The organism is Clostridium psychrophilum (assembly GCF_018861705.1).
Lineage (GTDB): Bacteria > Bacillota > Clostridia > Clostridiales > Clostridiaceae > Clostridium_AD > Clostridium_AD psychrophilum.
The window spans coordinates 1-13,034 of sequence record NZ_JAHLEC010000093.1 but is presented as its reverse complement, the minus strand read 5'-3'; the positions used below and the strand labels follow the sequence as shown (position 1 = coordinate 13,034).

General features: G+C 29.7%; 8 protein-coding genes and 1 pseudogene. 6 read left to right on the top strand and 3 right to left on the bottom strand.

Annotated features, from left to right (window positions below; translation table 11 throughout):
- Positions 1 to 653: 653 nt before the first annotated feature.
- Entirely contained in the window at positions 654 to 1,040 is a 387-nt protein-coding gene (locus tag KPL38_RS15025) for a hypothetical protein (RefSeq protein ID WP_216289958.1), read from the bottom strand.
- Positions 1,041 to 1,283: 243 nt separating this feature from the next.
- Here KPL38_RS15025 and gad point away from each other — a divergent pair.
- Positions 1,284 to 2,666: pseudogene (gene gad, locus KPL38_RS15020) on the top strand (glutamate decarboxylase).
- Positions 2,667 to 2,735: 69 nt separating this feature from the next.
- Here the strand turns inward: gad and mgrA are convergent.
- Entirely contained in the window at positions 2,736 to 3,728 is a 993-nt protein-coding gene (gene mgrA, locus KPL38_RS15015) for an L-glyceraldehyde 3-phosphate reductase (protein ID WP_216289957.1), read from the bottom strand.
- Between the two features lie 350 nt (positions 3,729 to 4,078).
- Here mgrA and KPL38_RS15010 point away from each other — a divergent pair, with 350 nt between their 5' ends.
- Entirely contained in the window at positions 4,079 to 4,810 is a 732-nt protein-coding gene (locus KPL38_RS15010; protein ID WP_216289956.1) for a hypothetical protein, read from the top strand.
- Positions 4,811 to 4,895: 85 nt separating this feature from the next.
- Here the strand turns inward: KPL38_RS15010 and KPL38_RS15005 are convergent, their stop codons facing one another.
- Positions 4,896 to 5,363 (bottom strand): GreA/GreB family elongation factor, encoded by a 468-nt coding sequence (locus KPL38_RS15005; RefSeq protein ID WP_216289955.1) that lies wholly within the window; start codon positions 5,361 to 5,363, stop codon positions 4,896 to 4,898.
- A gap of 386 nt (positions 5,364 to 5,749) precedes the next feature.
- Here KPL38_RS15005 and KPL38_RS15000 point away from each other — a divergent pair, with 386 nt between their 5' ends.
- From KPL38_RS15000 to lon, 4 genes are all read left to right on the top strand, one after another.
- Complete coding sequence (locus KPL38_RS15000; RefSeq protein ID WP_216289954.1) at positions 5,750 to 7,132, top strand: MATE family efflux transporter; 1,383 nt, start codon at positions 5,750 to 5,752, stop codon at positions 7,130 to 7,132.
- Between the two features lie 261 nt (positions 7,133 to 7,393).
- On the top strand, positions 7,394 to 9,619 hold the full coding sequence (locus tag KPL38_RS14995; protein WP_216289953.1) for a sensor domain-containing diguanylate cyclase: 2,226 nt from the start codon (positions 7,394 to 7,396) through the stop codon (positions 9,617 to 9,619).
- Between the two features lie 88 nt (positions 9,620 to 9,707).
- Positions 9,708 to 10,271, top strand: a complete 564-nt coding sequence (locus tag KPL38_RS14990) for a TetR/AcrR family transcriptional regulator (protein ID WP_216289952.1) — start codon at positions 9,708 to 9,710, stop codon at positions 10,269 to 10,271.
- Positions 10,272 to 10,404: 133 nt separating this feature from the next.
- Positions 10,405 to 12,792: an endopeptidase La gene (gene lon / locus KPL38_RS14985; RefSeq protein WP_216289951.1), complete on the top strand. Its 2,388-nt coding sequence runs from the start codon at positions 10,405 to 10,407 to the stop codon at positions 12,790 to 12,792.
- The last annotated feature ends 242 nt before the right edge of the window (positions 12,793 to 13,034 follow it).

Below are 13,034 nucleotides of genomic sequence, written 5' to 3'. Positions count from 1 at the left end.
TTCCATAGTGATTATCCTCCTGTGTGTTTTAGTTTAGGCGATTAAAGCATAACACAGAATTAATCCACTATGGATTTCTTATTGGTTCAACTTCATTTTACAACAGGTCAAAATAAAATAAGCTAACTCATTTGAAAAATAATGCGCTAGCTTTTTTATTTAATTGTGTGAGATTGAAAATTTTTTGTTGTATTGTTTTTTAGAAAAACTCATTTTAAAAATTTCTCCAGCGGTAAGGAATAAGGGGGGTCCATAATTATTTAAAAATCCAATTACTTCGTTGCTTTTTTCTACCGATGGTTGTGCATATACAATCTGCTGGCCAAGAAAAATTATTCCTATGGTATAGCCTATTATTTTATGATATCTTTTTAGTTCGATTTTCTTTAACTTTGATTCAAAAATAATACTATTTAGTTTATTGGATACTATTTTTCTAGGATAACTTAAGTTAAGTGTTTTAAATATAACAAACTCCCTCCTCATAAAGATTTTACACTACTAGTTATATAGTATTATTAATAATTTAAAGTGTTACTATAAAGCAGATAAAATGAATAGAAGATATAAACATAAATAAATCCACTAATATTGTATATAAATATTAGCGGATTTATTTATGTTTATTTAAAGAAGTTATATTAATTAATTAATTAATTTATTTGACTTTTTAGAGTTATTCCCCCATTCTCAGTAAACTCTACTAGTTTAGTCTCAGTATTAGTTTTAAACGTTATTTTTAAGATTTTGTTTACAGGCGTGTTTTTAGTTATAGTTTCTAGTATAATCACAGAATCAATTTTATAACCAATTAAGTTATTCCATAATGTTATAAATTGGGAATCGTTTACTGGATATTTTTTATTAGTAGTAGGCGGCAGAAATTCAATTTTTTTACTAAGTTCATCCTTTTTTAACTCAACAGTGGCAATAGATTGCACCTCACCAGGAGTTGTTTTATTTTGTATAAATACTCTTGAAACTGTATACTCTGTAAGCCCTATATACAATTCATATAAAGAATCTAAATCTATCCCCATTTATAACGCCTCCAATTATTTTAATGTTACTATAAATTATTTTTTATAATAACAAATTAGTTTTGATGAATATCTATTATATAATATGTTAATATTATATAATTATTACATAATTATGATACACTTAATATACATTTTAATATAATAAGTTGAATATAGTTAGGTTGTAATTTAATAAATTATAATTAGTTATTCTAGTTTTAATAGTTAGCCTGAATTAAGAATAGAGAGGTGGAATAAAATATGACATTACATCGCTGCAACAAAAATGAAGATGAGGGGTATAAGGATCTTTATGATAATACAATAGCTCAGACTCAGCTTCCCAAAAATGAGCTACCTGAAAGAGCTTCCGACCCTAGGGTAATTCGCCAGTTGGTATATGATGAACTCTTTATGGATGGAAATTCACGCCAAAATTTGGCTACATTTTGTACTACATACATTGAAGATGAGGTTCGTGATCTCATGGATTTGTCAATTGACAAAAATATGATAGATAAAGATGAGTATCCTCAAACGGCTGAAATTGAACAGAGATGTATAGGAATATTGGCAAATCTTTGGCATTCGCCTCAGAAAAAAGCTACCATTGGATGTTCAACAACTGGATCGAGTGAAGCAGCAATGCTTGGAGGGTTAGCATTAAAATGGCAGTGGCGGAAACACCGTAAGCTTCAGGGAAAATCTACGAGTAACCCTAACATTGTATGTGGACCTGTACAAATATGTTAGCATAAATTTGCCCGTTACTTTGATGTTGAAATTAGAGAAATTCCTCTAATGTTTGATGAATTAGGTATGAATCCAGATCAATTGAAAAATTATTGCGATGAGAACACAATTGGTGTTGTGGCAACTTTGGGTAGTACATTTACCGGCATATATGAGTCAGTTCAGGAAATAGCAAATGCATTAGATGTAATTGAAAATGAGACTGGCTTAGACATCCCAATTCATGTGGATGGTGCCAGCAGAGCATTTATTGCACCATTTATACAGAGAAAGCTTAAGTGGGACTTTTGTATTCAAAGGGTTAAATCTATTAATGCTTCAGGTCATAAATTTGGAATGGCTCCACTTGGTGTTGGGTGGATAATTTGGAGAACTGTAGCAGATTTACCACAAGAATTAATATTTAATGTTGATTATTTAGGAGGACAAATGCCAACGTTTGCTTTGAATTTTTCAAGACCAGCTGGACAGATTATTGCTCAGTATTATAATTTCCTAAGATATGGACGTGAAGGTTATACTGCAATTCAGAATGACTGTGCAAATACTGCTCAGTATTTAGGTAGTGAGCTTAGAAAAATAGATTTATTGGAAATGTTATATGATGGCAATGGTGGAATTCCAGCAGTTTGCTATTCATTAAAGGATGAAAATAAAGCTGAGTTTTCTCTTTATGATCTTTCTGATCGTCTAAGAATGCATGGCTGGCAAATTGCATCTTACCCACTTCCAAGCAATCGTGAGAACATAACAGTGCAACGTATTTTAATTCGTCATGGTGTTAGTCATGATATGGTGTCTTTACTTCTTCGTGATATACGTAAGGGATTGGATTACTTAAAGAATAATTCAGTACCCAAATCTTCCGACAACATTAGTTTCCACCATTAATTAACTCTATACATTAATGAATTTATAGTAAGTATAAAAAAGTAGGAGGTGAAGTGCCTCCTACTTTTTTTAGACTGCTAATATTTGTTCTATATGCTCAAGTTCCTCAGAACTAAAGTCTAAATTATTAAGTGCACCTACGTTATCTTCAATTTGGCTTATTTTGCTTGCACCAATTAGGGCTGAAGTCACGCGGCCACCTCTTAACACCCAAGCTAAAGCTAGTTGGGGTAAGGTTTGTCCCCTATTCATTGCCAAAATGTTTAATTTAGCAACTTTTTCTAATTTAGATTTTGTAATATCTTTAGAATGTAAGAAAACAGATGTTCCTGCGGCTCTAGAGTCTTCAGGAATTCCATTCAAGTATTTTGTAGTAAGTAAACCTTGCTGTAAAGGTTTAAAGGCTATAGAACCAATTCCTTCTTGATCTAAAACATCTTGAAGACCATCTTCTATCCATCTGTTAAACATTGAATAAGAGGGCTGATGAATTAAACAAGGAGTGCCTAATTTTTTAAGTATAGCTGAAGCTTTTTTTGTTTCGGCAGGTTTATAGTTTGATAATCCTATATAAAGAGCTTTGCCTTGTTTTACAATTAAATCCAGGGCAGACATAGTTTCTTCTAAAGGAGTATTGGGGTCAGGTCTATGATGATAAAAAATATCTACATAATCTAAACCAGTTCTTTTTAGACTTTGATCTAAACTTGAAACCAAATATTTTTTTGATCCCCAATCGCCATAAGGACCAGGCCACATAGTATAACCAGCTTTTGTAGAGATAACAAGTTCATCTCGGTAGCTTTTAAGATCTTGTTTTAAAATTTTACCAAAAGTCTCCTCTGCGCTGCCTGCAGGAGGACCATAGTTATTGGCAATATCAAAATTTGTTATTCCAAGGTCGAAAGCTTTATGAACTAGGGCTCTTGAATTTTCAAAGGAATCTGAACCACCGAAATTATGCCATAACCCGAGGGATATCGCAGAAAGTTTTAATCCACTATTACCGCATTTATTGTATTTCATTGTTGTATATCTTTTATCACTAGCTAAATATGACATTTTCTCACCTTCCTCCTTTAATATTACCACATAGTATCTAATATATAAACTATTCAATGTTAATCTCTACGTGATGATATGTTCTATTCAATTATGTAGAAATTGTTATATTATATTAGGAAAGAAGAGCTTCAAGTTAAAATGTAACTTATTGTCTTTGGAAAGATTAAAAAATCATGTATACTAAGGTTTAGAAAGATGAGAATAAAATAAAATAATAATTTTATACTGATTTGTAAGATTAAATTTTGTAGTCAAAGTGTATGTTGTGTAAAGTCACAATAATGATGTAATTTGTTGTATTGAAATGAAAACAAGAATATGAAGGTATATACCGAGGAGGATAACAAATGAAAAATTCATTAAAACTGCGAATAAGCATATCAGCTGTGATATTCTTAGTCGTAATAATTGTTGGATATAAAATAGTAGAAACACAAGTAAGAAATACAATTGGAACACCTGAGCAGGTAGCAGATAATAGAATAATGGATGCAAAGAAAGTTGCAGATAAAAAACTAGCGGATGCAAAGATAGTCGCAGATAAAGTAGTGGCTAATGCAAAAGTAACTGAAACAAAAAAACTTGCAGTTGCAAAAACCCTTGCAGCTAAAAAATTAGCAGATGCAGATGCAGATGCTGATTCTAATAGTGAACAACCTAAAGAACTTGGATATACAAATTATGTTAATAATAGATATTTATATTCAATTATGTATCCCAACAATCTTAAAGTAGTTGATGATCATGCTAATGGTCAAGGGAATATGTTGAAGTCTGATGATCAAAAGGTTTCACTTCAGATATACGGAACTAATAATACAGCAAATGACAATATTAATTCAATATACAGTAAGGCTATTAAAAGTACTAAGATGTATTATAAAGTTAAATCTGGTAATTGGTTTGTAATATCTTATGTTGAAGGAGACAAAATAATATATCAAAAGAAAGTAGTAGGGAAAGGTTCAATTAATACTTTTATTTTTAAATTCCCAGCTAATGAGAAGGATAAGTATACCAAAGTTGTAGAGAAACTAGAAAAAAGTTTTAAGGCTCCATCAACTGATATATCTCATTAACTAAAAAAACACTGAAGGCATAATTTAAGCGTAAGAATATTACTTACTTATATTATGCCTTCAGTGTTCTAAACTATTATTTAGTTTATTTGTAGATTTTTTCTATAAGTACTTCGTAATTACCTTCGGGTGCAACAACAACGCACTTTTGATTAAGTGCTTTCTTATATATTGCCATGCCGAGTGGAGATTCGATACTTATATTCATAATCTCAGGGTTGGTTTCTACTGTGGATACTAGGCGTACTTTTACAACATCTTCTGTATCAAGAAATTTAATGTCTGCCTGACCTCCAAGACCTAATTGATCATCGCTGCTTTCGTCATCTACTACTGTAGAGTTTCGAAGCAATTCTTGAATAGCAATTACTCTATCATTATTGGTAGCTTCATCATCTTTTGCTGCATCATATTCTGCATTTTCACTTAAATCGCCATGTCCTTTTGCTTCTTTAATTGCTGCTGTTATTTCTCTTCTTTTTTCTGTTGTGCGAAGTTTTAATTCATCTTCTAATTTTAATACCCCGCTAGGTGTTAATATTGTACTTTTCATAGTATTGTCACTCCTAACAAATTTTCAATATATATGATGATCCTATATTTAAATAAATTGATATTATTTCTAATTTAAATATAAAGAAGATTATAAAGATTTATTATATCACATTTTCAACCTTTTATTAAATGTAAATAAAAAGATAATGCTTATTAAAATGTATTTAACTTGTGAAAAGGTCTATTAACGATAAATAATGCTAAATATAGTAAAATTATATATTTTTATTATTTATTGATAATAAGTGTTATATATAAATCATTATCTAATTAATCAAGTATTCAAAATATAAAAACATATGTTATACTTAAAAATACATAGAGTAGTGGCGAGCACTAATTTGTAACTATTATCTATTATAGTTTATATGGAGGATATTTTTTATGAATCAAACAAAAGAATTAGGAACAGAAAGTATAGTAAAACTACTTTTTAAATTTTCAGTACCTGCAATAACTGGGATGATTGTAAATGCCTTATACAACATAGTAGATCGAATGTATATAGGACATATTAAAGGGGTAGGATCATACGCATTATCAGGACTTGCTATTACATTTCCAATATCTATTATTATAATGGCATTTGCCATGCTTGTTGGTATAGGAGCTAGTGCAGTTATATCAATACGATTAGGGGAAAAAAATATCGAAGCTGCAGATAATATTTTGGGAAACTCTTTAATAATAATAACAATAATATCATTGATACTTAGTTTATTTGGAGTTATCTTTTTAAACGAGCTTTTAATTATATTTGGGGCGAGTGAAAATAGTATACCTTATGCAAAAGCATATATACAGGTAATATTAATAGGCGCTGTTTTTCAAAACATAGGCTTTGGTATTAACAATATAATTAGAGCTGAAGGTAATCCTAAAATGGCAATGTTTACAATGGTATTTGGTGCAATAATTAATATTATATTAGATCCCATATTCATATTTGTTTTTAATATGGGAATTCAAGGCGCAGCTATAGCAACAATAATCTCTCAAGCTGTTAATACGATATTGGTTCTAAAATATTTTATATCTAATAATAGTGAAAGTGTACTTAAGATAAGGAAAAATAACTTAAAACTTAATAAAAATATTGTAAAAGAAATTTTTGCAATTGGTATGGCTCCTTTTTCTATGCAGATTGCATCTAGCCTTGTAATTATTTTATATAACAAAGGACTTTATACTTATGGAGGAGATCTTGCAATAGCTGCAATGGGAATATTAAATAGTATTTCTATGCTTATTTTTATGCCCATATTTGGTATAAGTCAAGGAATACAACCTATAATAGGATATAACTATGGGGCTAAATTGTATTCAAGAGTTTTAAAGGTTTTAAAGTTTGCAATTCTTGCTGGAACTTGTATTGCCACAATGGGGTTTATTACCGTTCAACTATTTGCAAAACAACTTATTGGCATGTTTGTAGGTAATAATATTGACCTAATTAATCTAGGGGCACGTGGACTTAAAATTGATTTAATGTTTTTGCCCATTTTAGGGTTTCAAATTTTAGGAGCAAGCTATTTTCAAGCAATAAATGAGGCAAAAACTTCGATGCTTTTAAGCATATTAAGGCAAGTTATAGTACTGATTCCTCTTATTCTTGTTCTTCCATTGTTTTTCAAATTAGATGGATTATGGCTTTCACAGCCTAGTGCTGATTTAATTGCTACAGCATTAACTGCTTATTTTTTATACAAAAGTATTGAAAAATTTAAGTCGATTAAAAGTAATGGGACAGATCATGGCAGTATATAATAATGAAGTGAAAGAAACCAAACAATAAATTTTACACTTTATGATTTGATAATAAAACTATAGCCCTATCTAGGAAGGCCTATAGTTTTTTGAATTTAACTAAAAATATAGAAAAATCTAACAACATACTGTATAATTAACGTATTTACATCTAAATATTAATATATAATACATTTTATTAAAGAAAATAAAAATGTACGTTTAGAATTACATAGAGTATAACTCACATATATTACAATTGTTGTTTTGGAGGTGACGATTATGGAAAATAAATATACTAGCAGTAAACTTAATGGAATGTTGGATAAGCTTGAAAAAGATAAATACATAAATATACAGGAAACAATTGAACTTGGTCTTAAAGTATATTCAGCTAGTAGTGAAGAAAATTATGAAAAGGGAATGGCTTTTGCTTTATTGTGCATAGGGCGAGTTTATTTGAATTTAAGTAAATATGAAGAAGCTATGATTTATTTATTTGATTCCATAAAGTTATCAGATAAAAATGACATGTGTGATTTACAGTTACTTGCATACATAAATATAGGTAACATTTACTTTGATATTGAACAGGATGAAAAGAGTTTAGAATATTACAATTCTGCTGAAAAAATAGCAAAAACATTTGATAATAGTGAAAATCATTATAAAAATCGTTGCGTTGAGAGTTACATTGCAATAATTTATAATAATATTGGCGAAATATATAGAATCTTAAAATGTTATGAAGATGCAATTTCATATTACAATTTGTCCGTCAACATTGAAAGTAAATTGAACTATCAAGCTACCTTTGGCATGGTACTTACTAATTTGGGCCATATTCAGTACCAATTAGGAAACTATGAAAGTGCTTTAGAATATTTAAATAAATCTATATTTTTTTTACTTGAATATGATTATAAAATTGGTATAGCAGAAGCTTATGGAATACTTGCTTTAATATATGAAAAAAAATCAAAATATTTGGAATGTGAAAAATATTTTTTAAAAGCCTTGGATACTTTATCTGACATAGATTATATATATAGTAGAATTGATCTTCTTTTAGATTTCAGCAGTTTCCTTGATCACATAGAAAAAAGAAGTGAAGCAATTGCTAAACTAGATGAAGTGTACAGCATTTCTATAAAAAATAAATTGTATGCTAAAACCATGGAAATTTGTAAAAGAGCTATTGCTTTGTATGAAAGGGCTAATGATACTTATAATGCTAATAGATATTATAAGTATCATTTTGAAAACGAAGAAAAGTTAGAAAGTATAAAACTTAAAAATAGAGTAAGAAGTTTAAAAACAAAGATTCAGCTTGATAGTCTAGAAGAGGAAAATAAGAGAATATTAGAAAAAAGTGAGATTCTTAGAAGAAAAGCAGACGACCTTAAAGAGATTATAAAAAACATATCAATTATAGGTGAATTAGGAGAAAAAATCACAACTACATTAGAACTAGGCCATATTTATGAAATGCTTCATCATACAATACAAAACTTTATGTATGCTAATGACTTTGGAATTGCTCTTTATAATGACAAAAAAAGAACAATTGAGTACCAGTATCTTATTGAAAATAATGTGAGAAATGATATGCATGAAGTTAGTTTTAATAATGAAGCAAGTCTTGCGGTAAAATGTTTAAAAGAAAACAGAATTATAGTCATTAATGATATGAATAATGAATATTTAAACTATGTTGATACGTTAAATTATAGTACAAGTAATAAAGAAAATTATGAACTTAAGTCAGCAATTTATTGTCCACTTACCATTGATAATAATTTAATTGGAGTGATTACTGCACAAGCATACAAGAAAAACTCCTTTACGATGATTGCAGTAGAAATGATGAAAGCACTTTCATCTTACGCTGCTATTGCAATAAATAATGCAATTAAATCAAAAAATCTCATTGTTGAAGTGGAACAAAGGCGGAAGGTTCAAATACAACTCCAAGATACTAATAAGAAACTAGTTTATTTATCAGAAAATGATGGACTTACGGGCATTCCCAACAGAAGAAAATTTGATTCTTTTATCTTAGAGGAATGGAATAAAGCTAAGGAGAATAAAAGCATTATATCAATAATAATATTTGATATTGATTGTTTTAAACAATATAATGACAATTATGGGCATATATATGGTGACAGTTGCTTAATAAAAATAAGTAAAGAACTAAGTAAGTCATTGGTAAAAGGTTATTTTGCAGCACGATATGGTGGAGATGAATTTGTTATTGTACTTCCACATACAAGTTTAAATGAAGCCAAAAGGTATGGCGAAAATTTTAGACTTAATGTGCAGAAGTTATCCTTAGTTCATAAATTTTCGAAGGTAAGTGACATTGTAACTGTTACTTTAGGAGTTTCATCTGCTATACCAAGTAATGAGTCCACAATAATTGAGTTTATAAGAGAGGCAGATTTTGCTTTATATGAAGCAAAGAATAAGGGCAGAAATCAAATTGTACATTTTAATTTTAAATAATTTTAAAATTAATATGAGATTAACAGTGAATTTAAACTTGACAATAAATGAACGGTCGTTTATTATAGAATCTAATAGAGGTGTTTGAATGAGACGAAAAGATGATGAAAAAGAAAAAAGTATAAAGGAAGCAGTGGTTAAGCTAATACTTGAATTAGGTTTTCATGGTACTTCTATTTCTAAGATTGCTAAAGAGGCAGGGGTTTCCCCAGCTACTGTTTATATTTATTACGAGAATAAAGAGATTATGTTTCAAGAAATATATCACGAATATTCTGAGAAAATTTTTGACTATTTACTTAGTATGGTATATAAGGATATGGATGGACATGAGCTTATTGAAATGCTTGTTAGAGGATATTACACTTATATTCAAGAAAATGGAGAGATATTTCATTTTGTAGATCAATTTTCGAGCTGTCCAGCACTTGCTAGTCATTGTCTTGAGCGAAAAGGTATAAGTAATTTGAATAATTTATTAGAAAAAATGAAAAAGAGAAAAGTGTTTAAAAATATTCAAAATGATAATTTGGTGGCAATAATCTTTTATCCAGTTAAATCAATTGCTATTAAACAATGCATTGGAAAAGTTCAGCAAGCGAGCTTACTAGAAGAAATGATTACAATTATACAGGATGCGTTACTAGCTTAAGTAAATACATTGTTTTTAACAAATAAAAATGAGAAAATTTTGTTGTAAGAAAAATAAAATTGTCTCGCTATACTTTAATAATTAATTATATGAATATTGACTTACGAATATTTAAAAAGAAGGGATGATTATAATGATGGATATAGACAAGAAAAATAAAGATGGAATGGTAATTCCTGTATCTGACGTAGTTTTATTACCAGGGATGACATACACTTTAAAACTAAACAAGATTAGTAAAGAAGAACTTGACAATTTAGCTGAAGATGATCAATTTAGCATAGCATTACCGTTAAAACAAAATTTTAATCAGAGTCTTTTAAAACAAGAGGATTTTCATAGTGTTGGAGTTTCTTTTCATGTTAACGGAATAGAAAAAAAAGAAAATGGCTATCAAGTGAAAATTAAGGTACTAGATAGGGTAGAAATAAAAGTCCTTAATATTGAAGATAATTCAATTCGTGTAGAATTTGAGATAGCACCAGATATTATTGATCTTACAGAGAAAAGTCAAGAAGAGATGCTTGATGATGTTAGAAGGGTAACCCGTGAGGTTAGCGAAAAATTTAAAGGATCAGAAGAGTTTATGAAGATGGTAGATAGTGAAAAAAATATAAATAAACTTATGGCTCAGCTTACACAATTTATGCCTCTTACAAATGAAGAAAGATATGATTTAATTAAAATCCAATCATTAAAAGAAAGAATATTTAAATTTATGGATTATTTGTTAAAGCAAAAAGAAGCTTTAAAATTACAACTTGAGATGGCAGAAAAATTTACTGCAAAGGCAAACAAAACCTATAGAGAATCAGTACTTAGGGATCAATTAAAAGCTATTCAAAATGAATTAAATGAAGGCAAAAGTGGAGGAACGAGTAAAGATAAGGATTATTTAAGTAAGATTAACGAAGCTGGAATGCCAACTGAAATAAAAGATGCTGCATTAGATGAACTTGAGAAGTTAGAAAGACAAAACGAGAGTAGTGCCGAATATAATGTTATACGCAACTATCTAGACTTATTAGTTAAACTCCCTTGGAAAAAGTCTATCCCAAAAACTATTAATTTAGAAGATGCAAGGCGTATACTTGATGAGCAGCATTATGGACTTGATAAGGTTAAAGATAGAATAATACAACATTTAGCTGTTATGCAACTTAAAAAGGATAAAAAAGGTTCTATTTTATTATTAGTTGGACCACCTGGTACAGGGAAAACAAGTCTAGGTAAAAGTATTGCGCAGGCACTGGGCAGAAAATATATACGATTAAGTTTAGGTGGAATACGTGACGAAGCTGAAATTCGTGGACATAGAAGAACGTATATTGGTGCAATGCCAGGTAGAATTATTCAAAGTATAAAAAAAGTAGGAGAGGTAAATCCAGTTATGGTTTTAGATGAAGTGGACAAACTAATGACCGGTTATAATGGAGACCCAGCTAGTGCATTACTTGAGGTATTAGATCCAGAGCAAAATTATAGTTTTACTGATCATTATTTGGATTTACCTTATGATTTGTCAGACGTATTTTTTATAGCAACAGCTAATTCTTTGGACAATATTCCAAGGCCATTACTTGATAGAATGGAGATTATTCAAATATCTAGTTATACTATGAATGAAAAATTCAATATTGGGAAAAGTCACTTAATACCTGAAGTAATTGAAGAACATGGACTAAATAATGAGCAGTTAGTTATTGAAGATGAAGCACTTCAAAATATAATTAGTGAATACACGATGGAAGCTGGAGTTCGTGGACTTAAAAAGCAACTAGCTACTCTTGCTAGAATAACTTCAGAGAGGATTGTGTCTCATAAGGGAGAGGTACCATTTATTGTTACAAAGGATCAGATTGGTGATTTGCTTGGAAGAAAAGTATCAGGTCATGACAAGGCTCAAAGATATAACCCACCAGGAGTTGTGACAGGCCTTGCGTGGACAACTGTAGGTGGAGAAATTCTTTTCATTGAAGCTACAGATATGGTAGGAAGTGGACAAGTTATTTTAACAGGTCAATTAGGAGATGTTATGAAAGAGTCAGCAAAGATCTCTTTAAGTTTACTTAAGTCAAGGTTACCAGTTAATTCTATAAATTTTAAAGAAAGGGATCTTCATATACATGTTCCATCAGGGTCAGTTCCTAAGGATGGCCCTTCAGCTGGAATAACCTTATTTACTGCACTTGCATCACTTGTTACAGGAATAAAGGTGGATTCGAAACTAGCAATGACAGGAGAAATTACTTTGAGAGGAGCAGTACTTCCAATAGGTGGACTTAAGGAAAAATTAATAGGGGCTCAAAGAGCTGGCATAAAGAAAATATTGATTCCAAAAGAGAATTTAGTTGATTTAAAGGAGGTACCAGAAGAAGTTAAAAGTCAATTGACAATTAAAACGGTAGAGACAGTAGAGGATGTTCTTCGCGAAACTTTGGGAATATCATTACCTAGGATAGAACATGTATTTAATAGAAATATAGCTATTGAATCAACATTTAATGTAAATCAAATATAATATAATATAATTAAGTTAAGAAGCCCTGGATGTATTTCCATGGGCTTCTTTTGCAATTACTTTTATTTGAATTGTATTAATTTAATGAATTGATGTTTATTCTGTAGAGGTTATTTTTATTTATTCTATGTAATTAATATAATGATTAAGCCACAAAAAGCTATATTTTCTCCGGTAGGAGTTAAGCTATTTCAAATTTTAGGCTATGCCTCTTGAAAATATTGTAAATTAATATGAAAATT

Excerpts from the sequence above, each read along its gene's own strand:
- KPL38_RS15025 (WP_216289958.1), bottom strand. The coding sequence starts at position 1,040 with ATGGGGATAGATTTAGATTCTTTATATGAATTGTATATAGGGCTTACA.
- mgrA (WP_216289957.1), bottom strand. The coding sequence starts at position 3,728 with ATGTCATATTTAGCTAGTGATAAAAGATATACAACAATGAAATACAAT.
- KPL38_RS15010 (WP_216289956.1), top strand. The coding sequence starts at position 4,079 with ATGAAAAATTCATTAAAACTGCGAATAAGCATATCAGCTGTGATATTC.
- KPL38_RS15005 (WP_216289955.1), bottom strand. The coding sequence starts at position 5,363 with ATGAAAAGTACAATATTAACACCTAGCGGGGTATTAAAATTAGAAGAT.
- KPL38_RS15000 (WP_216289954.1), top strand. The coding sequence starts at position 5,750 with ATGAATCAAACAAAAGAATTAGGAACAGAAAGTATAGTAAAACTACTT.
- KPL38_RS14995 (WP_216289953.1), top strand. The coding sequence starts at position 7,394 with ATGGAAAATAAATATACTAGCAGTAAACTTAATGGAATGTTGGATAAG.
- KPL38_RS14990 (WP_216289952.1), top strand. The coding sequence starts at position 9,708 with ATGAGACGAAAAGATGATGAAAAAGAAAAAAGTATAAAGGAAGCAGTG.
- lon (WP_216289951.1), top strand. The coding sequence starts at position 10,405 with ATGATGGATATAGACAAGAAAAATAAAGATGGAATGGTAATTCCTGTA.